The sequence below is a fragment of the Brevibacillus sp. HB1.1 genome, assembly GCF_013332445.1.
Taxonomy (GTDB): domain Bacteria; phylum Bacillota; class Bacilli; order Brevibacillales; family Brevibacillaceae; genus Brevibacillus; species Brevibacillus porteri.
The window spans coordinates 263,221-288,062 of record NZ_JABMIV010000006.1; the positions used below are offsets into that span (position 1 = coordinate 263,221).

Consider the following 24,842-nt stretch of genomic DNA (forward strand, 5'->3'; position numbering starts at 1 on the left):
TCAGCTTACCTGTAGTATGCAAAAAATGGCTTTGGTCAAACCGCTCGAAACGGTAAAATAAGAGAGAGGGATCGCAGAAAGTGAGGAACACTATGGCAATGAAACGTGCGGTATTATTTGGAGCGACCGGACTCGTCGGCCGTGCATTGCTACAACATCTCTTAAAAGATGACGCATATGGAAAAATCATCGCTGTCGTCCGCAACGCGCTCCCTTTCACGCATCCTCGCTTGCAGACAGTCGTCATTGACTTTCGTCAGTTGGGGGATTGCCGACAGTTTTTAGAAGGAGCAGACATCTTTTGCTGCTTGGGGACAACCATGAAAAAGGCTGGTAGTCGCGAGGCGTTTCGCACAGTGGATTATCAGTACCCGCTCGAAATTGCTCGATTGGCAAAAGAAGAAGGAGCCAGCCAGTTTCTCATCATCACAGCAATCGGCGCAAATAGCCGATCCGTCTTTTTCTATAATCGTGTAAAAGGTGAGCTGGAGGAAGCACTGCGCGAGTTGGCGCTTCCGAGTCTGCATTTGTTCCACCCTTCCCTTTTACTGGGCCCGCGACAGGAACACCGGCGATCGGAAGAGCTCGGTGCGAAGCTATCACACTCACTTTCGTTTCTCTGGATCGGACCGTTACGCGCCTATCAACCTGTCACTGCAACAGATGTCGCAGGAGCCATGCATCACATCGCCTCTCTTGGACTGGCAGGTGCGCATGTGTACGAATCAAGGGAATTACCACAGTTAGCCGCAGCGGGAAAAAGGACGAGTTGACGTTCATACGTATAGGATGAAGGCTTTTATCGAGGAGGCGAATTGGCATGACGACTCCCAAGCAACAGCGTGCATCACAGGCTCCGCCTAGTCGCCGAGCACTTCGTTCTGCTTATGAACTGATTCTCACACAAATCTGGCCCCGTCTACCCGCCGCAACCGAATCCACTAGCAGGAGAATCGTTCATGAAGATCAGACTCGTACAAAACGGAATCATCACTGAGATAGAAGACATCGAAGAGGCTGCTACTCCACCTGTGAACGGGTTTTACTGGATTCATGCCGCACCATTCGATTTGGATATTTTACAGCCGCTGTTCGGACTGCATCATCTGGCTGTCGAGGACTGCATCGACGAGGAAGAACAGCGGCCCAAGCTGCAACATTACGATGATCATTACTTTATGGTCATCAATGGCATTACCTTCCACAATCATGATATCTTCTTACGCGAGATCAATATTTTTTTGGGCAGCAGCACCATTATCACCGTAACGAAGCAGGAGGCCCCCGAATTCACTACCATGCTGTCAATCATCCGAGAAAAAGAAGTCAATCAGCCCGATGCGTTTCTGTACTACTTGGTAGATCAAATTGTCGATCGTTATTTTGATGTGACGGAAAAAATTGAAGACCTGCTTGAAGACCTGGAAGAACAAATTTTGATGCACACGAAAAAATCCCATCTGGATCAAATTATCGGGCTGCGCAGTGAAATCTTGTACGCCCGTAAAATGCTCGTTCCCCAGCGGGATTTGATTGACGCCCTACATAAAAAAGAACTCCCGCTGATTCAACCTTATTTGCGGAAGTACTTTGGCGATATTGTAGAGGATGCCAGCAAAATTGTAGAGAGCTTTGAAGCTTTTCGCGAACTCATCGGAAACTTGCGCGAAGCGTATCAAGCGGCGCTTGCTGGCAGAGCCAACGATATTATGCGTGTTTTTACCGCCTTGACGACGATTTTTATGCCGTTGACCATTGTGACCGGTATATACGGGATGAACTTTGATGTGATGCCTGAGTTGCGTTCACCCTACGGCTACTACATCGTGCTGGGAAGTATGGCGGCGATCGGCACGACGATGTTTCTCATTTTCAAAAAGAAAGACTGGCTCTGATTATACCAAATCTCCACAGGCGATGATCATGAGCGTCAGCATTTTGGACAAGTCACACTCATAGGGTTGCTCAATATCCCGACCTTCTTCATCCACCAGGACTCTGACGATCGGACGGCTCGGCATTCCTTTGTTCGAATCGACGACGACACCAGACATACCATTGTTCAGGCTGACGGTCAGACCAACAGGGTAGAGTGCAATCGTATTTCGCAAAGCCTCTACATACACATGGTCAAACAGTTTGCCTGAACCGGAGTAGAGCACCTCCATCGCTTCATGAGGGAGCATTCCGCGACGGTATACCCGATGTGACGTCAGGGCATCGAATACATCGGCCACTGCCATCAAGCGACCAAACGGATGAATCTCTTCTTTTTTCAGGTGCCGCGGATAACCGGAGCCATCCCAGCGCTCGTGATGCTGAAAAGCACAGTGGGCTGCAAGCAATGGGATGTCGTCTTGACGACGCAGCATTTCAAAACCGATCTCTGCATGTCTTTTCATGATTTCAAATTCTTCTTGCGTAAGGCGGCCCGGTTTTTGCAAAATGTCGTCTGGGATATGCACTTTTCCTATGTCGTGGAGCATACCGCCAATACTAATCTCCAACACATCTTTTTCCGAACAGCCAGTATTTATGGCGAGAGCTGTGCTATACAAGGCAACGTTAAATGAGTGCGTGAATATGTAATTGTCGAAGGCGCAAGCATCTGCCAATAAATTCATGGCTGAATCACTACTGTTTAATTCATCCGCAACGGTTTGCATGACATCCCGCAGCTTACGTCCCAAACCCTTGTCCGAAAAAAGCTGCTGCCATTTATCCGGAACTTGATGAACGGTTCGGAATGTATCGTGAATCATGGACATTGCTTGTCTGCGAGTATTTTCGGAAATGACTGTCTCCACAATAATATCATCCGTGCGCTTGTCTTGGATGTAGAGACTGTTCACGTTTTTGTTTTTGAGTCGAGTTATCATTCGTTGGGTTAGTTCTACTCCAGCGCCAACGAGAATCGTTCCGTTCTCTGTATAGATGGAACGAGCCAGTTTATCACCCGGCTGGCATTTTTGAATGGATTTCAGTCGCATTTCCTTTCCTTCGCCTTTCCTCAGGGTATCCCTATTATAGCGTGATTCGACTTGATTCTACATGAAATTTTTTCTAGATTTTCTTTTTATGTCTACCGAGGAAAGACACTGGAGACGAGTTTGTCTGGAAGAATCCTTGTTTGCAAGGGAGACGATCGTATGTCGCTTATCGAAAAAGAATTAACGCAGCCTCTTTCATTATGTGATCAGGATGGCCGCTTGCTTCCCGAAGCGATTGGTTGGTCCCGTTATCCGTTGCATGACTGCCAATTTAGCGGGCATTGGCTTCGCCGGAAAAAATGGAATTTTTGGTTTATCACTGCACCTGAATGTGCGATGTCGATTGCGATGGTCAATCTGGATTACGCTGGCATTGTCTTTGTCCATTTTATTGATCTAACGACAGGGGAGACCGCGGACAGTGCCGTAACGGTTCCTTTTGGTGCAGGGATTCGACTGGGTGCCACCGTAGATGAGCCTTGTCATTTTGTGAGTCGCAAGCTCTCTGTCTCCTTTCAGCCAGGAGCCAGCGGAACGAGCGTAGAAGCGACTGCCATATGTCCCGGCGATAAAACTCTCTCGCTCGACATCGTGATTGATCCGCCCTCCGAATCCTTAAATGTCGTGATACCGTGGAGTGCGGAGCGCTTTCAGTTCACTTCGAAGCAAACGGCCCGGCCTGTGCACGGCACCATTACCTATAACGGGAAAACCTATTTGCTCGATCGGCAGAATACCTTTGCCAGTCTGGATTTTGGACGTGGCGTTTGGCCATACCACACTCGTTGGAACTGGACGACCTGCTCTTTCCGTCACGCGAAGGGTGTCGCAGGCTTTAACTTTGGCAGAGGCTGGACGGACGGAACGGGTATGACGGAAAATGGCTTGATGATTGATGGTGTCCTCTACAAGCTGAGCGAACAGATTCGTTTTTCCTACGATCCTGACAACCGGATGCTCCCTTGGACGCTTGCGAGTGAAGAATCTTCTGCGGTACGCCTCACCTTTACGCCGCTCTTTGCTCGAACTGAGCACAAAAATTTTGCGTTGGTGCGAACCACTTTGCATCAAGTAATCGGCCGTTACGACGGGACGATCTCAACAGATGATGGAAAAACCATTGCGGTGCAAAGCAAGATCGGAATCTGTGAAGAACAATCAGCCCGTTGGTAAACAAGGCCAGAAAAACCTAAAAAACCTTTGTCATGGGACAAAGGTTTTTTCTTATGGGCAAACCATTCTTTGTTTACAGCATTTTCACAACAGCATCCCGACCAGTCATACCAGCCGTAATCCCCTTCTGCTCCGCAGTCGTCGTCACAGACTCCAGCGGCGCATCCAGCAATTCCTGTATGGTCTTGACCCCTACCGCACGACCAGCAAGAATTTCCCTCGCTGCTAACCGCTCGTTCAAGAGCCCCACATCCAGTGCTCCACACATAATGTAGCCATGATCGGTTGTTACAGCCAATAGCGTCGTCTTGGGCAATCGAACGGTGACAGCAATAGCCGTCCCCTCTGGAAAGTGGATTGGCACTACCTCGACCATCAAGATTCCTCCTTTTTCTCTCCTGTCTGTTGGCGTTACCATCCTATGACATTCAGAAGAGAAAGGTGAGGTCTCTAAGAGGTGGTTCAAAAAGTTATGTTTTGATCACGAACTTGATCTTACGTTAATGCATGACGCTTGTCGGAAAGTGCTCATCCTCCATCGCGACTTTTCGTTTCATGACTTCAATCATATACGTCGCGAGCATATGAAACAGCTCTTCCTCGTCCATTTCCTCGACCAAGTCCAGCAAATCATCCCGAGACTGCTCCGCGAGAATGCCGACGACAACTGCTGTAATGTCTTCTTCATCGCCATTAAAATGTCCTCTGTACAGCTCGTATACTTCATCTATGAAGCGCATCGCTCGTCTCCTCCCGTTTTTCGATAGCATTCCCGAAAAACCGGTCTCTACGATTGGTTTTTTGACGTTAACGATATCTTTTCCCAACGTGGACGAAACGCATTTTGCAGCATCTGTTGATCCTTTATCGTGGTGGCGAGCACTTCACGCAGCATCTCGGGCAAGAAAAATGTAACCTCACTGCCGAGCAGCAAATCGGGAAACATGCGATTGTACATAAACATGTCGATCGTCCCGACTCGATACAGACGCTCGCGATCAAGCGGTTGCCCGTTGACTTCAATCTGGATAATTTGCGGTTGGTCATCCTCACTGTAGCGGATGTACAATCCGTCCACACACATCCAGCCTTCTATTTTGCCGCGAAAACCGTACCCTCGCAGCTCCCGATGAACCATTTCCGGTTGAATCGCTTGCTCCAGAACAGTGGTGAGCTGCTCGCCTGTAATCGTGACCGCACAGGCATTGATCGGGTGAGGCATACTGTGCAGCAAATCGGCAAAGGACAAGCTACCCCGCGGCAAATCAGCAAGTAACAGCCCTCCATTTGCCATGCCAATCTCAGCACCCGTCCATTTACGAATACTCGCTGCGATGAAGGAACCATAGGGGGTCTCCTCCGTCCAGCCTATGTGCATGTCTTGCTCCAATTGAACAATCGGCTGAAACAAACGATTCTCTGCCCATACTTTTTCACTCTCAATGAACTGGCTCAATGATTCGTCTGACTGGTACTGTTCTGTGTGAAAAAGCTCTGCGCGCACGTCTTTGATGCCATTATGAATCCCGTCCCAGACAAGCTCTACATGACCGACATACTCGCCAAATCGCCCCGCTTGTGTGATTAAGGTACCGCCTATACGTTCTCCATGAGGCAGCGTCCGGTGAGAGTGTCCGCCCAAAATGATATCGAGCCCATCGACTTCCTTTGCCAGCAGACAATCTGTCTGATAGCCAAGATGCGATAGCAAAATGACAACATCCACAGACGAGCGCAGTGCCGCAATCTGCTCACGCAAAATCGGGATCGGTTCCTTGATCTCCCATCCCATACTTTGATAGGAAGGGCCAAAGGGAATCGTCATTCCCAAGATCGCCAGCCGCAGCTCGCCTACGGTATGAATGGCGTATGGTACAGCCCAAGACGGGACAGAATTTGTTGGCGGTTCAAACAGATTGCCCGTAATGATCGCAAAACGCGCATCTGTGTACAGTTCATTCAGCTTGTCTTTTGGGAGTGTGATGCCTTCGTTGTTTCCAATCGTCGCGTATTGAATCCCGCTTCTGTTCATGATCTCAACGTTACTTTTCCCGAAGCTCGCTTCCGATCGGATATCCATTCGATCCATATGGTCTCCAATATCGACCGTCAGCACATGCTCTCCCCTGGCCTCCCACTCTTCTCGGTGCTTCCTCAGGCAGGTTGCAATTCGCGGCATCGTATCAAAATGGCTGTGCAAGTCATTCGTGTGCAAAATGTGTAAGGTACAGGTGTCAGCCACGACTTTCCCCTCCCTCTCGTCTCATTATCCAAAAATCGCTTCTCCGATCATTTGTATGGCAATTCCCAATATCAGAACACGCAAAAATAGCACGATGGTGCGCCCCTTCATTTTACTGGCAACAATCGCTCCGAGCTTTCCGCCCGCCCATGCTCCTGGTGCGAGCATCGCTGCATACAGCCAGTGTACGTTGTCGTGGAAGATATTCGTGATGGACCCAACCACCGCTGATAAAAAAATGACCAGCATGGATGTAGCGGTAGCAATGTGTGGCGGAAAGCGAAACAAAATGATCATGGCTGGAACCATCAGAATGCCGCCACCCACGCCAAATAGCGACGAGGTAATCCCGACAAAGAAAGCAATCGTAATCACGGACCATTTGCTATACCCGTACACATATTCATTTCCTTCGTTGTCGATGAAGTGGCGTTGGACTTCCCACTCCATGCTGCGTGGTTTGATTTTGTCTTTGACCATCAATACGACGAACATGGAGAGCTGAAACAAGCCAAACAGCAGCGAAAAGCCCCCCACTGCTAGTAATGTATTAAGATAAACGCCCACAATAGCACCCGGCGCACTCCCGATAAAAAAGAGCAAGGCACTCTGCTTATCTACTTTATTTTGCTTGAGATAAGAAAGGGAAGAAGAAAGGGCGGTTACCGCAATCACAATCAACGAAGTCGCCGCTGCTACTTGCGGGTTCATCGATCCAGGCATGTACCAGTTCGCAAAATACAGCAGAGCAGGCACGAAAAAAATCCCACCACCCAGACCCGCGATACTGCCAATGACGCCAGCCAGGACTCCGATGATGACAAATAAGATGGCAATTACTACAAGCATGAACTCCCCTTCTTTCTTGCTACGTGGAGAACAGGTCCATCTGACGAGGATTCAGACCAGTAGGTGCAAGGCCAAGCATCTCCGAAAACTGCTTCGCATTCGCAGCTGCATCTCCTCCAGAGTTATTGTTGAACAAAATGCAGACTTCATCCGCTTGCCGTTCGAGCAGTCTGATGTGTTCCACCCATTCTGCAAGCTCTGTCTCACTGTATCGATATAAATAACGGACATCCCGCCAATTTTGTCCCTCTCCGGGATCTCGCCAGCCCGCTTTGTTGCGCCCATGAAAGCGAACCAACGCCAAGGTTGGCTTCGTCACGGCAGGAACAATCGGGACCGAGCCTTTTCCCACTTGTGGTTCATCACATACGACATGTGTCGCTTCGATGTTGTGCAAAAAATCCAGTGTTCGCTCCGAATACCGTGATTCAAACCAGCTTTGATGGCGAAACTCAACCGCAAACGGATACGCCTGCATGGCTTGGCGACAAGCGGTCACATACTGGACATGCTCTCGGGTACAATCAAACCACGGCGGAAACTGAAACAGTAACGCTTTGAGCTTGCCAGCCTCCACGACCGGCTGAATGCTCTCTTCGAACTGACGAAACAATTCCCGTCTGCTTCCCGAAGCGTCCCCCCGTTGATGCCCCGTCATCCCTTGATGAGGCTTGACGATAAAGCCAAATCGTTCAGGTGTATCCTTCACCCACGATTCGTAATTTCGCTGTGGTAAAATAGCGTAAAAAGAACTATCCACCTCTACAATTGGAAAGTGGCTGGCATATACCGACAGCTTGTCTCGATTGCGTACACCTTGTACGTACAATTCGTGCTGATCTCCCCAGCCGCAAACTCCCACTTGTATCGTAGTCATCGAATGCTAACCTCCAAATCATGGTCGAATAGAGAAGAAGGACGGAAGCCGAATGAAAAATCCCGCTTGGTTGGGTGAACCCTTTGCGATTAAGGATAACAAAATATTCCTGACGAAAAAAGTAGCGAAACGCCTCCTGGCCGAAGCACAAGAGGCGTTTCCTTATGAGTATTCTGCTTTGCTCGCAGGTCGTGGAGCAACGATTACGGCCTGTGTACCGATGCCCGTCTCACCCGACAAGCACGTGTTCGCTTGGGATGGGAAAACATTTCTTCAAGCCTTGCAGTACATCCGCAAGCACAATCTTCAATGGTTGGGGGTCTTGCATACACATCCCCATACGCCGCCAATCCCTTCTACACGCGACATAGCTGGGTGGCATTATCCCACGCTCAGCTATTGGATTGTGGGACTCGCATCCGAACAGCCAGAATGGCGTGTCTATCAATGGGTGCAGGATGGAAGTTGCGGCTCATTTGCAGCACGCGACTACACTTTGACAGAAGTGGATTGTGACGATGAGGAAACCAATGGTTCCTCGGCTCCAAAAAACTCTTGATACAAAGCAATCACAGCACGATCTGCCTCTTCGGCTTTTACCCCGAACATCATGCTTACTTCCGATGACCCCTGATTGATCATTTCCAGATTGATTTTCGCAGCAGCCAACGCAGCTGTGGCTCTCGCTGTTGTCCCCACAGATTGACGCATGCCCTCCCCGACAATCATGACGAGTGCTAGACTATGCTGAACAGCGACATCATCAGCGAACAACTCTCGGCGAATGCGTTCCACAATCCGCTGTTCCTTCTCTTCCGTGAGATCGCGCTCTCGCAGAATGACGGAAATGTTATCAATTCCAGATGGAGTATGCTCGTACGAAAGCTCCTCCTCCTCCAGAATTTGCAACAGCTTGCGGCCAAAGCCAATTTCACGGTTCATCAAATACTTGCTGACGTAAATGCTACAAAAGCCGCTATCACTTGCAATACCCGACACCCTGTTTGTAGCAGATCCTCGTTCGGCCACAATCATCGTACCAGGCGCAGACGGATTATTCGTATTCTTGATGCATACGGGTATATCTGCTTGATACGCGGGAATCAACGCTTCCTCGTGGAACACACTAAAACCGGAATAAGACAGCTCCCTCATCTCTCGGTACGTAATCTCTGTCACCTTCTTCGGATCGGCAATCAGGTTCGGATTGACCACATACACAGAATCGACATCGGTAAAATTCTCGTAGACCTCTACCTGAACCGCCGCAGCCAAAATCGATCCCGTAATATCCGAGCCGCCGCGCGAAAAAGTAACCAGATCACCGGAACGTGAATAGCCGAAGAAGCCAGGGAAAATGACAATTCCCTCCCGCTCTCGCAATGTTGCCAATTTGGCATACGCTTCAGGGAGGATATGAGCATTGCTTGCTTCGTCCGTAACCAGCATGCCTGCATCCTTTGGATTGATGTAGGTCGCGACCTCGCCCAAGCTCTGCAAGTAACGAGCGACAATTTTGGCGCATGTATCCTCTCCCGCAGCTTTGACCGCATCCATGAATCTTTCCTTGGACAAGCCCGCCTTGTTTGCCAAAACCTCCCCGAGCTCCACTTCAATCGCTTGACCAATCTCGGCAGAAAGCCCGAGACCTGTCACAATCTCCTGATAGCGCAAGAATATTGCTTGTTTCGCTTCCTCTGTAGGCTCTCCAGCCAAAAATCGCTCAGCATATGCGATTAACAAATCAGTAACCTTCGTGTCTTCCTTATGTCGTTTCCCAGGCGCCGATACAACAATGAATTGTCTGTCCCGATCCGCCAATGCAATTTGGCATACTTTTTTTATTTGCTCGGCATTCGCCAGTGATGTTCCCCCAAATTTTGCTACCTTCATGATCGATTCCTCCATCTAACTCTCACGTCTTATGCTTTTACTAGCTTAAATTATCCGCATAAAAAGAACAAGTGTCTTTTCCCTGAGGACATTCAGGAATAATCATCAAGATTTGTCGCATAGTAACGGGGAGTACATCATCATGTACAGCTACCTAGCAGGAAAGTCTCTGATAAAGAGGTGAACGAATGAAAAAGCATATCCTCTTTTTCCCACTTTTGCTAGCTGTCATTCTTGCTCCTTCCTTCAGCGAGACAGCCAATGCAATCCGGGAAAAAAATCGCGAGTATTACGAAACAAGAGGAGATATCGTTTGGGAAGTGCCGACAGAGAGCAAGGTGATTGCCCTTACCTTTGACGATGGTCCTGACCAGGTATACACTCCGCAGATTGCAGCGCTGTTGAAGCAGTATCAAGCGAAATCCACCTTTTTTGTCGTAGGAAATCGTGTGAGCCAGTACCCGGAAATCGTCAAATCTCTCGTGAATGATCAACATGAGATTGCCAATCACACTTACAGTCATCCAGATATTCGAAAGCTGTCAGCGAATCGACTATTAGAAGAGGTGCAAAAAACGCAGGAGACCATTTATTCGGCAACAGGGGTTCGTCCCACCCTCTTTCGTCCTCCGGGAGGATATTATGACGAGAAAGTCGTCGATACAGCGAAGCAAGCCGGTTTTCTCCTGATCATGTGGTCGTGGCATCAAGACACACGTGATTGGAGCGATCCCGGTGTAAAAAAAATCGTCAACAAGGTTTTGAACAACGCGCGGAATGGAGACATCGTGCTATTTCACGATTACGGAGGCAATCGCAGACAGACCGTACAAGCCCTCGAGCAAATATTGCCTGAACTGAAAAATAGAGGGTATAAATTCGTAACGGTCAGCGAATTGTTGAGAGGATATGGACGTGCCAAGCAGGTAGACTATCCTTGATTTTCTTCCCACGAAAAAGTGCCCCTCGCTATAAAGGGGCACTTCTCCTCTGATCAGTTTGATTATTTGTTTTCGTTCTCCAAAACAGAATCCGTCTCTACCTGAACTTTTACGGGTACAGGCTGTTGCTGTGTGGGTACGGTACCACCCTTTTGCATAAAGTCTGCGATCATCTTATTCATATCCAAACCAGATACGTCTTTCAGCATCTCTGGCAGTTGGGCCATCAGCTTCGTAACATTCCCGCTCAGACGATTGATTCCATCTCCCTGACCGCCTCCTGCATCCACGATCGTTACCTTGTCGATCGCCTTTATTGGCTCGGCAATTTTCTCAGCCAGCTCAGGGAGCATTTTCGCAATAATATCGAGTACAGCCGCATGACCGAATTTTTCAAATGCTTCAGCCAGCTTCTCTTTCCCTTCTGCCTCGGCTTCGAGCTTGAGGCGCGTGACTTCTGCCTCAGCGCTACCACGTGCTTTTTCAGCCTCGGCAATCGCCAAACCTTCCAGACGCTTCTGCTCCGCATTTGCTTTTGCTTCCGCTTCAATGCGGTACTTGATCGCGTCTGCTTCTCTCAGCTTCTTCGCTTTTTCCGCTTCTGCCGCCTGTTCCACAGAGTAGCGGTCGGCGTCGGCCTTTTTCTTCACTTCCGCATCATATTGCTTTTCGCGGCGAAGAATTTCTTTTTCCTCCAGCTCGATTTCCTTCTGCTTGCGGACGAGATCGACCTTCATCTCTTCTTCTGTAACCTGCTGTTTGGCGACAGCTTCTTGCAGCTTGTAGGCTTGGTCCGCGCTCGCCTTCGCTTTGTCCTGCTCTTGCTTAAACGCCGCTACCTTCAGCTCTTTTTCCTTTTCTGCTTCGGCAATGTTTGTTTCCTTCAACAGCTCTGCCTTGCGTGCCTCTTCCTCTGCCTGTGCCTGCTTGATCCGCGCTTCTTTGTCCGCATCAGCCTGCGAGATGGTCGCATCGCGCTTCACTGCAGCGATTTGCGGTATTCCAAGGGCAGCTAAATAGCCGTTTTTGTCCCGGACATCCTTGATCGTGAAGCTGACAACGGACAGTCCCATTTTCTTCAAATCCTTTGTCGCTACCGATTGCACCTCTTGCGCGAATCGCTCACGGTTCTTGTAAATTTCCTCTACCGTCATACTGCCGAGGATTGCCCGCAAATAGCCTTCGAGTACCTCCTGTGCCTCTCCGCGCAGTGCCTCGTCACTCTTGCCCATAAATTGCTCGGATGCGGTGGCGATATCTTCAATCGAGCCGCCTACCTTGATGATCGCTACGCCATCTGCCATGACAGGAACGCCCTGCTCGGTGTACACCTCTGGCGTCGATACATCCAGCTTATGAGACAGAAGACTCAGAAAGTTTGCTTGTTGAAAAATAGGGAGGATAAATGCGCCGCCTCCGCGGACGATCTTCATTTTGCGGCCGGATTCGTCACTTAGTACATTTTTCGAGCCGAGATAGCTACCCGTCACGATCATGGCTTCATCTGCACCCACTGTTTTGTAACGGGCCCAAAAGGCAATACCCAAAACGAGAAAGACTGCGACGACAACACCTACTATCGTCAAAACACCAGGATCTACCATCACTTCTCATCTCCTTCGCCAGATTCAGTGTAAAAGGGGATCACATACAAGACATGGTCACGCACCTCGACCACGACGACACGGGTTCCTTGCGGGATAATCTCGCCCTCAAGACTCGCCGCCATATGGTAAGTCGTTCCACTAATCATCGGCAGCAGCACTTCTCCCAGTCCTTCTGCTGGGATCGTTGTCCCGACTTCCCCCAGCTTTCCTCCTAGTTGACTCATGGAATAGCTCGTGGAATTTTCCGCATGGCTCATCGGCTTTACCCACAGGAAGTATGAGACAAAAGCCAAAGCGATGCCAATGACTGCAGCCAGCATCAACACGACAAGCGTACCAAGAGAAGTGTATCGAGATAGCAAATACCCCGCTCCACCAAAGGCAGTCATGCCACTGACCAACAAAATGGGCTGTGCAAAAGGCAGATGCAGATGTCCCAGCCAATCCGAGAGCGTATCGCCAAACAACAGCGAGATGACCGTGTAGATTAGACCAAGTACAAGGCAGACCATGTAGACGGTTTCAAGTACGCCCACGACTGTCCCCCCTTTCTAAAATTGCCTCTATAGTGCATACGAGTCAGATGGGAATTAGTTTCATAAATAAGGAAATAATCCCTTTTCTTATCGCTTTTTCTGCTGAAGGACTCTTTGGATACGGCGTATTCCTTCCTCGATATTTTCCGGGCATTCCCACGAATAGGTCAGTCGCAGCCAGCCCGCTTCCGCTCCATAGACGCTACCAGGTGTAAATACGACACCTTCCCTAATCGCATCATCTAGCAATTCCTTTTCGTCCCTGGGAGCAAGCAACCGACACCAAATATGATAGCTGCCACCCGGCTCATTCCATACGGCGTAATCGGTGAGATGATTGTGCATAGCACGTATCATCGCTTGTTGCTGTTCCAACAAGTAACGAGACATTCGCTCCTGCTGATTGATCCAGCTGGCTCGCTCAACAAATTGCCGAGCGAATTGCTGGGAGACGCTGCTCGTGCCAAAGTCCATTTGCTGCTTGGCATCGGCTAGTCTTTCTACGACAGATCTTGGTCCTACCAGCCAGCCAATCCGTAAGCCTGGCGCAATCGTTTTCGAAAGGCTCCCGACATACAGAACAGCACCTGTCTTGTCGATGGCTTTGATCGGCTTGGGAGGTCTAGGGCTTCCAGCCAGTGTCAGTGCGCCGTAAGCGTCATCCTCCACAAGTGGCAAGCGCAGCTCCTGACAAATATCGAGCAACTGGGCTCGCCGTGCCTCGCTTAATATCGTCCCGGTTGGATTATGATAGGTCGGGTTCGCGAAAACCATGCGAATGCGATGTTCTCGCTGCAAATCGTAGACAGCCTCGGGTACAATACCGTCCTCATCCATCGGCAAGCGAAATAAACGCAGGCCAGCTGAACTGAATAAGGGAAGAGAATACGAATAAGAGGGTCCCTCCATTGCGATTGCGTCTCCGGGATTCAAGAGACATAGTGTAATGAGATGCAGTGCTTGCTGCGCTCCTGACGTCACCAAAATTTCGTCGGGAGAAGCGTGAATGCCGTAGTTTTCGTGCAAATGCACAGCTAGTGCCTCACGCAGACGCGGCTCCCCCTTTGGTTGCGCGTAGCCCAGCTCAAGCTTGATCTCGTTTTTTTCCCCCTCCGTAGTTGGGATCAATGACGGGATCATCGTCGTCGCCAATTCTGCCTTTGCCAGATTGATGATCGAGGAATCGAAGCATGCATCCTGTATTCGTTTCGCGAGTGGATAAGCTGGCAAGAATGCCCCACCATTTGTGTAGGTATACCAGTTTGGCATCTGTTTAACGCCCCATAGATCACGACTGACCCAAGTACCGCTCCCTTGCCACGATTGTAATATACCTTTGGCCCGCAATTCTTCATACGCTGCCGATACCGTCCCACGATTGACGCCAAAGCGCCGTGCCAACACTCTTTCTGGCGGCAGAGATGTACCAGGGGGCAGCACTCCCAATACAATCTGTCGTTCCAGCTCTTTGGCTATTTGCATATAGATCGGAACTCCCGCGTCTTTGTCCGGCTTCCATTCCATCCCTATCCGTCCCCCATACTTGCTGTTTTCCTCCCTTTCGACAAATTGGCTTACTGCTCCTGCTGCCAATTGGCTCTACCGTTTATGCTTGGTCGCCTCTAAGATGGAACAACAGAAACTTTACTTCGACAAAGGATGGGATTCGGATGAGCGGACAGCTTCCGATCGAGAAGCAGGACGTACAAAAAGAGCAGTCAACCACTTCTGAGCAGCTGCATACAGAGAAAACGGGCTTGCTGTATGGCTTCATCGGGGTGCTTAGCTTCAGCTTGACCTTGCCTGTAACGAAGGTGGTTGTTACCGTGCTCTCTCCCCTCTCGGCAGGATTGGGACGAGCGTTGATCGCAGCAGTACTAGCGGCTTTGGTACTCAGCATCAAACGAGTACCGTTTCCTACCTGGCAAGAGACCAAGAAACTGTTCCTTGTATCTGCTGGCGTAGTAGCGGGCTTCCCGTTTTTCTCGTCATGGGCGATGGAGAGAGTGCCTGCTACGCACGGCGCAGTCATCATTGCACTATTGCCATTGGCTACGGCAGGCGCAGCTATATTTTTTTCAGGAGAACGCCCTACCCGAAAGTATTGGATTTCTAGTGCGATCGCCTGTGTAACGATTCTCGCCTACGCGATCAGTTCTGGCTTTGGTGCCCTCCAATGGGCGGATCTCGCCTTGCTCGGGGCGGTCATCAGTGCGGCGATCGGATACGCGGTTGGCGGTGAGCTCTCCAAGACAATGGGCGGTTGGCAGGTCATCAGTTGGTCGTTGATCTTTGCCTTTCCTTTTCTCGTCGTTCCGCTCGTCGGTCCTCTGCTCGCTGAATTAAAACAAGCCACTTGGCCTGTCTGGATCGGTTTTGGCTATATTAGCGTAATCAGTATGTTTCTCGGTTTTTTCGCCTGGTATCACGGACTGGCAATCGGCGGCGTCTCCAAGGTCAGTCAAATTCAATACCTTCAACCCTTTTTATCAATCATCGCAGCCTGGCTCCTGCTGTCCGAGCCATTGACACTTGGCGCTGTTCTTTCGGCTGTCATTGTCGTGTTGGCTGTCGCAAAAGGAAGAAAGACTTCCGTTCAGCAAAAAGCGTAAGTAAAAAAACACCGCTCCTCTTCACTAGGAAAAGGGCGGTGTCTTTCGTTTTTATTCTGCTCGGCTAAACATATTTCCCAGGTACATCGGTTGATAAGTGGGGTCAGACAAGACTTGCTTGACTTGATCCGGGCGTGTCTTGTGGTCGTTCGGCAGTTGCTTCCACTCGTCTAGCGTGACCCAGCCAGCCCATTCGATTTCTTCGTCGACGATACCGCCCGGCGTAGGGTTCGTCTCTTCACCGATGAGCTTCGCCAGAACTCCCACTCCGACTGTATGCTTGCCGTTCCCTTCCTGATCGATCCGGTCGTCTATCCAGATCAATCGCTCCATTTCCACGAGGAGTCCGGTCTCTTCCATCACTTCTCTTTTCGCCGCATCTGGAATCGCTTCTAAATATTCTACGATTCCCCCTGGCAGGTTGTAAAAGATGCCTCGTTGTGTCTGCTCACGGATGAGGAGGACTTTCCCTTCGTGTTCCACTACTACGGTGACTCTCAAGCGAATCGCTGACATTTCGCTCGCTCCCTTCTCAGATGGCAGGCGTACGCGTAACATTCAGGGAATCGACACCGGAGTGCGCTAACCATTCCTGTAATGCCATAAGTCCATATTGTTCCAAAAACTTTGCTTCAGAATCCGCGATTGCATGAAGCATCATGAACCTGATTACGTCCTTGCCGTTTGTATAATATTCAAGTCCAGCCTCTTCATAATAGGCAGGGGTCAATACCATATGATTCAAAACCGATTTTTCCACGATTGTATCCCCGAGCGAAAAGATGCTCCCAGACTCCATGCGGGTCGTTTGACTCTCCCACTGACGAATTACCTGGGCCGCTACTCTCGCCAAATGCGTAATCATTCTCTGCTCAAACTGATAAGAATAGACGAGGTACTCCGTTGCCCCCATTTTGTGCAGCTCAAGTGTGGCATACGTCCACCAACCTCGATTGCGTGTAGCCGGATAGACGGCAATCAGGATATCCGCATCCTCGGATTGATACAGCTCACCTTGACTCCCAAAAAAGCGGTGGCAATGATCCATTAATTGCTTTACCACTATCATATGTGCAACCCCGCTCCAAAAAGTATGAAAACCTCTACGGCTGCCTGCTCATAGAAGAGCAACTGCATCATTGTGAAATGGTTGTGCTCGCCCGAAAAAAGCATGCCTGGATACGTAGGCATACTTCGATGATGTTGGGCAGCATTTTCTTGTATATACGAACATTTTATCATTGTGTGAAGCGAATGTACATGTTTGAACACGCGCAAAAAAGCCCCCGATTTTTCCGAGGGCCTTGTTCTTGTTTTATTTCGTTCATCGCGAAATATTCTGTTAAAAAGGGGTGAAAATACAAATTTTTTAATAGTTTAGTATTTTTTAACGTGCAACCAATATTCTCCATTTGCGTAATAAAACGTGAAGGAGTGTATTCCATATGTTCGACTTCGTACAAATAATATTGCTTACACTAGCCTTACTTAGTTGGGGTTTTATCGTAAATTCGCAGTCGCTTCGTAACCGATGGATATATGTGTTGATCACATTCATCATTTTTTGGGGGATTGTCGAATTAGTAGATTACTTTGACCCTCCATCCCCTCATTATGAATAACCAATTAACTACGGTGCTATTTTCCCACAATTCTTGCATATTGAATACAGGGAGTAATTTATCCATGAAATTATTTTTAAAGCTCACAGTGGGCACATTTGCAACTGGCTGGTTCTTTCTTCTTTGGTGTATGCAAATGATTCTTGCAAGTGACATTCCGGTAGCAATTTCATTCGATGAAATGCAAGGATTCCTTCAGACTTTTGCCATCTCTACTATCCTAGCTCTTGCCTACATCAGATTTGTAGATGATACAAAATTACATTATTTTCTTGTAATCCCCATCCTATTATGGAGTATGAACACCATTCAGGATTTAGAGCACAATTATCATCCATACGATACATTGATAAGCTGTGTAAGTCTTATTGGGTGTCTGCTCATCTTTCTATACTCAATATTAAAACAGCGTCATAAGGTAGACTAACTAGATCATTACGGCTTTTTCATGGTAAGATTTAGGAAACGCTTTTGGAGGTGAAAGTTCCAGGAATACACTCACATCGCAGTTATGTCCATTTCATTTGTCATCGATTGGTTAGCTTCATAGAAGGATTTCTTTTGCCCGATCCATTGGTCGGGTTTTCATTTTTCTATTCTCCCTCCAGTTCTCATGTTTTCCACGCTGTAAGGAGGATCAACATAAATCCAGACGTATCTGTACATCTTTCAAACTGCCGGGATAGCCGTGGCACTTCATATGGCCCCTGCTTCCGACGCTATTCATCTCTCTGAGCAATTTGAAAATAAACAAATTTCTTGATACATTTTTTATAAATTGCTATACATAGGTGAGTATTATGAAAAAAACAACTTTGCAAAAAACAGGCTCAATTATCATTTGCTTGATTGGCCTATATTTATTGTTAACGAGTGTGGCAAACGGATTGTTTGGTTTCCTCTATTTAGTTATTGGAATTTGGTGTGTTTTTACGTACTTTGGCAAAAGTGACGAGTGATTTAACTTAATTGGGCCTGTGCAGCTGGCGTTATTTTGTCACGAGCGAAGAGAATTGTCCTATTGATATTTTTGGGTTGCTCTCGTTTCGTCAAAACATGTTTACCCACTCAAATCAGCACCGCAATAAGCGTCGGCATAAGATTAATCAAAATGATGCACTGGCTCTGCACAAATGAAGTACGAGAACACTTCAAAGAGCTTTGAAAAAGAGAAGGTATCCCCTTCCTTTCCCCTTATGCACTTAGACATTACCACGCAGTCCACGGGAGCAATAAAAAAACGTGTCTGAACAAATCAGACACGTTTTTACACGTTATCGAAACGATTATCCGATAGAACCTTCCATCTCGAACTTGAATACTGATTAATTTCATAGCGTTGCAACTCATCAGGAAAACATTGATTTACGCTATCTCAGAAATGTTGACTCGTCAAAACAATTCATTACTTTTCATCTTAAGTCGGCACAAAATCGGCACGTTAGAGAGTCCTAGAGATTATGTTCTAGGGCTTTCCTTTTTACTCCGCCTTCACAAATTTTTCAATGTATTTTGCGCGTTCTTCCTTGGTGAAAAACTTGTTCACAATTTCATTCCGCCACTTGTCTTTATCAGTTTTAGTTTCAGCAAGGTTTACCTTCAAATAATCCTCGATAGTCGCTCTATCAATCTCAGTGGTATATTTTTTTCCATGATTCAGTGTTACCTTCACCTTTTGCAGTTCAGGGAATTCCTTTAGCAATCGGATCGGCTCTTCCATCAAGGCTTTGTTGATCGCGTCTCCAGACTCCCAATAGTTCTTTGCATCTGCTTCTGACATTCCGGTTTCAGGTTTAGTCTTTTTCAAAGTTGCAAAGTCTGCATAGGTGATTACCGCCTCGTTTTGGTTAACAATCTCTGCCTGGGTAATAAATGGCCCACCCTTTAAGTTCGGAGCGTACTCCTTAAATCTACTCACTTCCTCGGCTGACATAGTTTTCTGTTCAGAAGCAGGGGCTGGTGCAGATGAGGTAGTTGTGGCTGATGGAGCTGGCGTGTTATTCTCTGGCGTTGTACCGCAGCCACTTAACACGATGCCTAATGACAATGCAAGAATTGATGCTCTTTTCACTGGTAAAATCCCCCTGATTTTGGTAGTCACCCTCACCATAAGCCATAATCTTACATGGGACAAGATTTATCGACAAAAAGCCTCCGGTAAATTTCTCTGCCGGTGGCTTTTTCGTTAAGGATTCAATTCTTTTGGAGTCATCCTAAAGCAATATACTAATGGTACTTAATTTACGACCCCGTTACCGCTTTTACATCCGTGATGTGATCCATATTGATCCACTGACTATCTTCATCGGTCACAAGCTTAATTCTCCTGGCGTTTTGGTCAATCCACTTGACCACGCCCCACATCATGCATGTTGTTCCCAGGCTACCTTTCACTTGCTTCCACCAAGAAAGGGTAACAGCATAATCCTCCCGAGCTGCATCCCTTATGATGTACTGGAGCGATTCAAGCTCGTCTTGTTCAAGGATCGGCATGGGCACGAGTTTATCGTCTTCTTTCATTTGTAAGTATAGTTCACGTTGCTCCGGCAGCACAAAACGACTTGAAAAAGGATTTTCTATCTTAGAGGCCATTTCAACGCACCATCCCTCTCCCAAGTTTCAAACACTTCCATCTTATCAGGCTCTGACCTATGCTACTCAATACGTTTGATCTCGTAGTAACGCTGCCTACTCACTCCGATCTGTCGGGCTATGAAGTTATTTTTCTCTCCGTCCATAATTGCATCCAAAACTGTCTTTTCCTTTTCGTCTGTGATACATTCCACTGCCTGATCAATACGTTCCACAATTTCCTGTAGCTTCGACAGGCGCTTCCACTTTCTTTCCCTTCTTACAACCTCGGCGTGGGTTTTATCGCCGTTCTTTCCCTTTCCTTTTGGCTGAAAAGCGTCAATTCCGTATGCGCCAACTGTGCCCTCTCCAGCGTCTTTCAGATATCCTTTCAGACGGTCTATTTCGCGTAGCATGAAGGGATAGTCCCTCAGCTCTTCTTCTGTTCGTTGCAACCATTCCATTGCTGGTTCCAGGTCCGCGAAAGCGGTCTGTCCATCGTGATACTTCAATCCTCGCTGGCTTACAATATACTCGTCCCACTCCGGGCAGGTTTCGATTTTACCAACGTGGAGGTTGTGGACACTACAGATCGACTTCTTTCCCCATTGTGTAGCGGGGCACTTTTCACATACTCGTTCGATCAGCTTATCTTTCACCTACACCACCTACTCTTTTCTAGTAACATGAATGCTGTCGCCAGCTTCCTCAATTTAATTAATAACTCCATGTTTCTCTTCTGCCTCTATTGTTAATTCGTCTACATGCCCCGACATACATCCCAAGCAGCAAAAGTGATCAACAGAGGGTTTCTTGCTTATCAATATCCATTCGGGCTTGTCCGCTTCGATATCATGATCACAAAACGTACATTTCATCACTATTCCCCCTTACCGTTGTGATAAATCGACTTCTTGCCATTTGGCCCAATAATCCCATTCATAACCTTCTTCTTTTGGCGTGCACTTCGTCATTCTTTCCACATCTTCAATAGCGACCGCTCTTTTGATCACGACATAGTCTTCAAAATCATCTTCGCTACAAACCAGTTCGACAAAGCTGCTTTCGTCGATACCTTCTGACATTTGCCGATCTTTTGTATATTCATAGCAAGCCTCTGCCTTGTCGATATCATCAAATTCCTTACTTCCCCAGGATTGAGTATCCACCCGATATTTTTTCACCCTCGCCCCTCCTCCTTCTCTCCCTAACTATTAAGTTAAAAATCCCTGTCACTCAAACTGTAATATGATTGAAACTATTTGCTACTTTGTCCGTCTACGTTATAAAAGAACCTGATTGGAGATGTGAACAAATGCCATATATCAACCTTCAAATTACAAAAGGTGCAACACGTGATCAAAAAGCTCAGATTGTGAAAGAGTTCACTGAAACTCTTGTTAATGTTCTTGGCAAAAAGCCTGAACATACTCACATCGTTATTGAAGAGATTGACGATGAAAACTGGGGGTATGCGGGCATACTCACTGATGATTTCAGAAAACTTTAAGCATGTTTCGTAAAAGTTCCAGTTTGATACTGGGACTTTTTTTATTACACATTTTGTAAAACTAAGGGTTGAACGTTCTGTAACGTATTAGGGATTACGGCTGAATCACTTGCACAAGCCAAACTAGATGAAATGGAAACAATTGCAGCCCATCATGATGGAGAAGATTGGACCGAGGAAGAACTTGAGGAAATTGAGCGCTTTAAAGAGTTTGTGAAACTAAAGAGAAAACAGCAGGAGTGACGGAATGACCTACGAGGAACTAACTTGGGAGGCCGTACACCAGGGACTAGACATCTATACAGCAACAATGTAATTGCAATTAATAAATATATTTCATCCAATGTGGAAAAAGTTTGTGTATTAGCCGAAGAACTTGGGCACCACCACACATCTTCTGGCAATATCTTAGATCAAACGAAAATCGCCAATCGGAAACAAGAGAAACGGGCAAGGAGCTGGGGATATGAGAAACTTATTCCTCTCAATGCCTTTATCCAAGCCCATAAACAAGGTGTCAAAAATCGATTCGAACTCGCTGATCATCTTGGCGTAACGGAGGAATTCCTAGACTCCGCTATTAATAGGTACATCGAAAAGTATGGTACTCATGTAAAGGTTGGTATATCTACTATCATTTTCGAGCCATTAGGCGTTCTTGAACTATTTGAGTAACTTTGCGCTTCCCAGCCGCAAGGCTGTTTACTATATACCTAAAACCGAACAAACGTTCCAAGAAAGGATAATTGTAATGGCGACATTTCGAAAACTCCCTAGTGGTAAGTGGCAAGCAAGGGTGTCTCGTGATGGGAATGAATTCAGCATTGGGACCTATCGAACGAAAAAAAAAGCGGAAATCGAAGCAGCAAAAGTGGAAGAACGGATTTACTACGGGCAGACCTTAAACGATCGCAATAGGATGTTTGATGAGGTAGTAGATAGCTGGTTGGCCCATAAAAAGAACGAGCTGAAAGAATCGACTTTTAGGCAAATCGAAGTTATTATTCGATTGCACATTAAGCCAGAATTTGAAAACAAAAGAATTATGAAGATAAGACGGGCAGACATTAAGAAATGGATACAAGATTATGTGGACGAAACTGACAAAAGTGGCCGCCCAAAATATTCACTCGGATCTTGTCTGAAATACCTGTCCGTGATGAAAAGCATTTTTCATTACGCTGTTCACGAGTTAGAAGTATTGGAGAAGAGCCCGGCAGATCGCCTAAAGGTGCCAGTGAAGGACTCGACAGCAGAAAAAAAGAAGATTAAGTATTTCTCACTTCAAGAGCTGAACACACTGTTAGATTTCATGAAAAATTATAAGCACCAGCGCTTTGAAGGATACCCGCTTTACTATATGCTCATGTACTTTTTGAGCCGAACCGGATTACGCATCAGTGAAGCTCTGGCCTTGCGATGGACTGACATTAATGGTAATCAACTCACAGTGGAACGCCAAACGAGTAGAGACGATAATAACAACGTGAAACTGACCACTCTTAAAAATACGTCATCTTATCGCACAATCGGCCTGGAAGATGATCTCTTAAAAGAACTTAAAAAGTTCAAAGCGAAACAAAACGAGCTTATTCTTGGAAGTAAAACATTTCGTCAAAACGAGGATCAAATTATTTTTCAAAACTACCTAGGGAACTATTTAACGCCCTCGACAATACGTGAATCGATTCAGGAGTATTGTGAAAAAGCAGGAGTAGAGTACAAGGGTACCCATGGGTTTCGACACACTCACTCCGTCCTATTGCTCGAGTCTGGAGCCAGTCTAGTATATGTATCAAAGCGACTTGGACATAAGACGATCAAAACGACCGCCGACACATATCTGTCCATCACCGAAAAAATTGAAGAAGACGAACTTAAAAAGTTCGCCTCCTACACCAAAAGAACAATTTGAATCGGCACGAAATCGGCACGATTGTTTTTCTTACTTCGTATTCCACTTATAAAACGTTGGGACAACAACGCTTTATAGTTTCCTACCCGATACTGCCTTCCATTTCGAACTTAATGAGACGGTTCATCTCTACCGCGTACTCCATCGGCAATTCTTTTGTGAATGGCTCGATGAAGCCCATTACGATCATCTCAGTTGCTTCTGCTTCTGACAAACCGCGGCTCATCAGGTAGAAGAGTTGATCCTCGGATACCTTGGATACAGTCGCTTCGTGCTCAAGCGTGATGCTGTCGTTCATGATCTCGTTGTACGGGATCGTGTCGGACGTGGACAGTTTATCCAGAATCAGCGTATCGCACTTGATGTTGGACTTGGAGCCTTCCGATTTGCGTCCAAACTGGGACAGACCACGGTAGGTTACTTTTCCGCCATCACGTGAGATGGACTTGGAAATGATCGTCGATGTGCAATCTGGCGCCAGGTGAATCATTTTCGCACCTGCGTCTTGGTGTTGTCCTTTTCCTGCTACTGCGATGGAAAGAACAGTACCTTTTGCGCGAGGTCCTTTCATGATAACTGCTGGGTATTTCATCGTCAGCTTGGAACCGATGTTACCATCGATCCATTCCATGTTCGCATCCGCGTAAGCAACCGCACGTTTGGTAACGAGGTTGTATACGTTGTTGGACCAGTTTTGGATCGTGGTGTAACGGCAACGAGCGCGTTCTTTTACGATGATTTCTACAACAGCAGAGTGCAAGGAATCCGTGCTGTAGATTGGAGCTGTACAGCCCTCTACATAGTGAACGAAGGAATCTTCATCCGCGATGATCAGCGTACGCTCGAATTGACCCATGTTCTCGGAGTTGATGCGGAAGTATGCTTGCAGCGGAGTTTCCACTTTTACGCCTTTTGGAACGTAAATGAAGGAGCCACCGGACCATACTGCCGAGTTCAGTGCAGAAAACTTGTTATCTGCTGGAGGAATCACTGTCGCGAAATATTCCTTCACGATTTCTGGGTGCAGTTTTACTGCGGAATCCATGTCGCAGAAGAGAACGCCCAGTTTTTCCAGGTCTTCCTGCATGTTGTGGTAAACAACCTCAGATTCGTACTGAGCAGATACACCAGCTAGGAATTTTTGCTCAGCTTCTGGAATACCCAGCTTATCGAAGGTTGCCTTGATTTCTTCTGGTACCTCATCCCAGCTACGGCCTTGCTTTTCAGAAGGCTTTACGTAGTAGGTGATGCTGTCAAAATCGAGGTCATCCAGGTCGCCGCCCCATTTTGGCATCGGCATGCTGTTGAAGATGTCCAGCGATTTCAAACGGAATTCCAGCATCCAAGCTGGCTCATCCTTGATCTTCGAAATTTCTTCGACGATCTCGCGGGTCAAACCCTTTTTCGTACGGAATACGGAAACGTCTTTATCGTGGAAACCGTACTGATACTCCTGTATTTCTGGGCCTTTAACAGCCATCGTTGCTCACTCCTTCGTGTTCAT

At 47.3% G+C, this 24,842-nt stretch carries 28 protein-coding genes and 1 pseudogene; 12 read left to right on the forward strand and 17 right to left on the reverse strand.

What is annotated here, in order from left to right; all coding sequences use genetic code 11:
* Positions 1–92: 92 nt before the first annotated feature.
* From HPY27_RS17765 to corA, 3 genes are read left to right on the forward strand one after another with little or no spacing between them, the layout of a single operon-like run.
* Complete coding sequence (locus HPY27_RS17765; protein WP_017251402.1) at positions 93–773, forward strand: NAD(P)H-binding protein; 681 nt, start codon at positions 93–95, stop codon at positions 771–773.
* 47 nt (positions 774–820) lie between these two features.
* Positions 821–997, forward strand: a complete 177-nt coding sequence (locus HPY27_RS17770; protein ID WP_173622924.1) for a hypothetical protein — start codon at positions 821–823, stop codon at positions 995–997.
* Positions 960–1,895 carry a magnesium/cobalt transporter CorA gene (gene corA / locus HPY27_RS17775; protein WP_174225586.1) on the forward strand — a complete coding sequence of 312 codons (936 nt, stop codon included), beginning with the start codon at positions 960–962 and terminating at the stop codon, positions 1,893–1,895. The genes HPY27_RS17770 and corA overlap by 38 nt, the downstream gene beginning before the upstream one ends.
* Here corA and HPY27_RS17780 read toward each other — a convergent pair whose 3' ends face one another.
* A complete protein-coding gene (locus HPY27_RS17780) occupies positions 1,896–2,990 on the reverse strand; it encodes an HD-GYP domain-containing protein (protein ID WP_174225587.1) in 1,095 nt (364 codons plus the stop codon). It lies immediately after the preceding gene.
* 159 nt (positions 2,991–3,149) lie between these two features.
* Between HPY27_RS17780 and HPY27_RS17785 the strand changes: the two genes are divergently transcribed.
* On the forward strand, positions 3,150–4,163 hold the full coding sequence (locus tag HPY27_RS17785; RefSeq protein WP_174225588.1) for a DUF2804 domain-containing protein: 1,014 nt from the start codon (positions 3,150–3,152) through the stop codon (positions 4,161–4,163).
* Positions 4,164–4,236: 73 nt separating this feature from the next.
* Here the strand turns inward: HPY27_RS17785 and HPY27_RS17790 are convergent, their stop codons facing one another.
* The 5 genes from HPY27_RS17790 to HPY27_RS17810 all read right to left on the reverse strand — a co-directional run bounded on the left by HPY27_RS17790 (position 4,237) and on the right by HPY27_RS17810 (position 8,131).
* Positions 4,237–4,539 carry a YunC family protein gene (locus tag HPY27_RS17790; protein ID WP_017251406.1) on the reverse strand — a complete coding sequence of 101 codons (303 nt, stop codon included), beginning with the start codon at positions 4,537–4,539 and terminating at the stop codon, positions 4,237–4,239.
* Between the two features lie 124 nt (positions 4,540–4,663).
* Complete coding sequence (locus HPY27_RS17795; protein ID WP_007715645.1) at positions 4,664–4,903, reverse strand: DUF6154 family protein; 240 nt, start codon at positions 4,901–4,903, stop codon at positions 4,664–4,666.
* A gap of 47 nt (positions 4,904–4,950) precedes the next feature.
* Complete coding sequence (locus HPY27_RS17800) at positions 4,951–6,405, reverse strand: bifunctional metallophosphatase/5'-nucleotidase (RefSeq protein ID WP_174225589.1); 1,455 nt, start codon at positions 6,403–6,405, stop codon at positions 4,951–4,953.
* A gap of 24 nt (positions 6,406–6,429) precedes the next feature.
* On the reverse strand, positions 6,430–7,254 hold the full coding sequence (locus tag HPY27_RS17805) for a sulfite exporter TauE/SafE family protein (RefSeq protein ID WP_017251408.1): 825 nt from the start codon (positions 7,252–7,254) through the stop codon (positions 6,430–6,432).
* Positions 7,255–7,273: 19 nt separating this feature from the next.
* Entirely contained in the window at positions 7,274–8,131 is an 858-nt protein-coding gene (locus HPY27_RS17810) for a DUF72 domain-containing protein (protein ID WP_069848792.1), read from the reverse strand.
* A 52-nt stretch (positions 8,132–8,183) separates the two neighbouring features.
* On the opposite strand from HPY27_RS17810, the gene HPY27_RS17815 reads away from it, so the two are divergent.
* The gene (locus tag HPY27_RS17815) at positions 8,184–8,690 is read left to right on the forward strand and encodes a M67 family metallopeptidase (protein WP_174225590.1); all 507 of its coding nucleotides are present in this window, start codon (positions 8,184–8,186) and stop codon (positions 8,688–8,690) included.
* On the opposite strand, the gene HPY27_RS17820 is transcribed toward HPY27_RS17815, so the two are convergent.
* Positions 8,621–10,024, reverse strand: a complete 1,404-nt coding sequence (locus HPY27_RS17820; protein WP_174225591.1) for an aspartate kinase — start codon at positions 10,022–10,024, stop codon at positions 8,621–8,623. The two genes, HPY27_RS17815 and HPY27_RS17820, sit on opposite strands and share 70 nt — an antisense overlap.
* Before the next feature lie 188 nt (positions 10,025–10,212).
* Here HPY27_RS17820 and HPY27_RS17825 point away from each other — a divergent pair, with 188 nt between their 5' ends.
* Entirely contained in the window at positions 10,213–10,965 is a 753-nt protein-coding gene (locus HPY27_RS17825) for a polysaccharide deacetylase family protein (protein WP_017251412.1), read from the forward strand.
* A 62-nt stretch (positions 10,966–11,027) separates the two neighbouring features.
* Here HPY27_RS17825 and HPY27_RS17830 read toward each other — a convergent pair whose 3' ends face one another.
* The 3 genes from HPY27_RS17830 to HPY27_RS17840 form a co-directional block, all read right to left on the reverse strand.
* Positions 11,028–12,569: a flotillin lipid rafts scaffold protein FloT gene (locus HPY27_RS17830; RefSeq protein WP_173622919.1), complete on the reverse strand. Its 1,542-nt coding sequence runs from the start codon at positions 12,567–12,569 to the stop codon at positions 11,028–11,030.
* Positions 12,569–13,108: an NfeD family membrane protein gene (locus HPY27_RS17835; RefSeq protein WP_017251414.1), complete on the reverse strand. Its 540-nt coding sequence runs from the start codon at positions 13,106–13,108 to the stop codon at positions 12,569–12,571. The genes HPY27_RS17830 and HPY27_RS17835 overlap by 1 nt, the downstream gene beginning before the upstream one ends.
* Before the next feature lie 87 nt (positions 13,109–13,195).
* Positions 13,196–14,632 (reverse strand): aminotransferase-like domain-containing protein, encoded by a 1,437-nt coding sequence (locus HPY27_RS17840; protein WP_174225592.1) that lies wholly within the window; start codon positions 14,630–14,632, stop codon positions 13,196–13,198.
* A gap of 146 nt (positions 14,633–14,778) precedes the next feature.
* Between HPY27_RS17840 and HPY27_RS17845 the strand changes: the two genes are divergently transcribed.
* Positions 14,779–15,720, forward strand: a complete 942-nt coding sequence (locus HPY27_RS17845) for a DMT family transporter (RefSeq protein ID WP_174225593.1) — start codon at positions 14,779–14,781, stop codon at positions 15,718–15,720.
* Positions 15,721–15,771: 51 nt separating this feature from the next.
* On the opposite strand, the gene HPY27_RS17850 is transcribed toward HPY27_RS17845, so the two are convergent.
* Both HPY27_RS17850 and HPY27_RS17855 read right to left on the reverse strand, forming a co-directional pair.
* Positions 15,772–16,236, reverse strand: a complete 465-nt coding sequence (locus HPY27_RS17850; protein WP_026043313.1) for an NUDIX domain-containing protein — start codon at positions 16,234–16,236, stop codon at positions 15,772–15,774.
* 16 nt (positions 16,237–16,252) lie between these two features.
* Positions 16,253–16,789, reverse strand: coding sequence for a suppressor of fused domain protein (locus HPY27_RS17855; protein ID WP_069848803.1), 537 nt, complete (start codon positions 16,787–16,789; stop codon positions 16,253–16,255).
* Between the two features lie 617 nt (positions 16,790–17,406).
* Here HPY27_RS17855 and HPY27_RS17860 point away from each other — a divergent pair.
* Entirely contained in the window at positions 17,407–17,769 is a 363-nt protein-coding gene (locus tag HPY27_RS17860) for a hypothetical protein (protein WP_174225594.1), read from the forward strand.
* Positions 17,770–18,822: 1,053 nt separating this feature from the next.
* Here HPY27_RS17860 and HPY27_RS17865 read toward each other — a convergent pair.
* The 4 genes from HPY27_RS17865 to HPY27_RS17880 form a co-directional block, all read right to left on the reverse strand.
* Positions 18,823–19,413, reverse strand: coding sequence for a hypothetical protein (locus HPY27_RS17865; protein WP_174225595.1), 591 nt, complete (start codon positions 19,411–19,413; stop codon positions 18,823–18,825).
* Between the two features lie 170 nt (positions 19,414–19,583).
* On the reverse strand, positions 19,584–19,934 hold the full coding sequence (locus tag HPY27_RS17870; protein WP_017251425.1) for a YolD-like family protein: 351 nt from the start codon (positions 19,932–19,934) through the stop codon (positions 19,584–19,586).
* 62 nt (positions 19,935–19,996) lie between these two features.
* Positions 19,997–20,572: a hypothetical protein gene (locus HPY27_RS17875; RefSeq protein ID WP_173622916.1), complete on the reverse strand. Its 576-nt coding sequence runs from the start codon at positions 20,570–20,572 to the stop codon at positions 19,997–19,999.
* A 231-nt stretch (positions 20,573–20,803) separates the two neighbouring features.
* A complete protein-coding gene (locus HPY27_RS17880) occupies positions 20,804–21,097 on the reverse strand; it encodes a hypothetical protein (RefSeq protein WP_174225596.1) in 294 nt (97 codons plus the stop codon).
* A 131-nt stretch (positions 21,098–21,228) separates the two neighbouring features.
* Here HPY27_RS17880 and HPY27_RS17885 point away from each other — a divergent pair, with 131 nt between their 5' ends.
* From HPY27_RS17885 to HPY27_RS17895, 4 genes and pseudogenes are all read left to right on the forward strand, one after another.
* Entirely contained in the window at positions 21,229–21,423 is a 195-nt protein-coding gene (locus HPY27_RS17885; protein ID WP_012685646.1) for a tautomerase family protein, read from the forward strand.
* Between the two features lie 126 nt (positions 21,424–21,549).
* Positions 21,550–21,666: pseudogene (locus HPY27_RS30160) on the forward strand (helix-turn-helix domain-containing protein); the annotation flags it as partial.
* A 24-nt stretch (positions 21,667–21,690) separates the two neighbouring features.
* Entirely contained in the window at positions 21,691–22,098 is a 408-nt protein-coding gene (locus HPY27_RS17890; RefSeq protein ID WP_174225597.1) for an ImmA/IrrE family metallo-endopeptidase, read from the forward strand.
* Between the two features lie 76 nt (positions 22,099–22,174).
* A complete protein-coding gene (locus HPY27_RS17895; protein WP_174225598.1) occupies positions 22,175–23,338 on the forward strand; it encodes a tyrosine-type recombinase/integrase in 1,164 nt (387 codons plus the stop codon).
* Positions 23,339–23,420: 82 nt separating this feature from the next.
* On the opposite strand, the gene sufB is transcribed toward HPY27_RS17895, so the two are convergent.
* Positions 23,421–24,818, reverse strand: a complete 1,398-nt coding sequence (gene sufB, locus HPY27_RS17900; protein ID WP_017251432.1) for a Fe-S cluster assembly protein SufB — start codon at positions 24,816–24,818, stop codon at positions 23,421–23,423.
* Between the last annotated feature and the right edge of the window lie 24 nt (positions 24,819–24,842).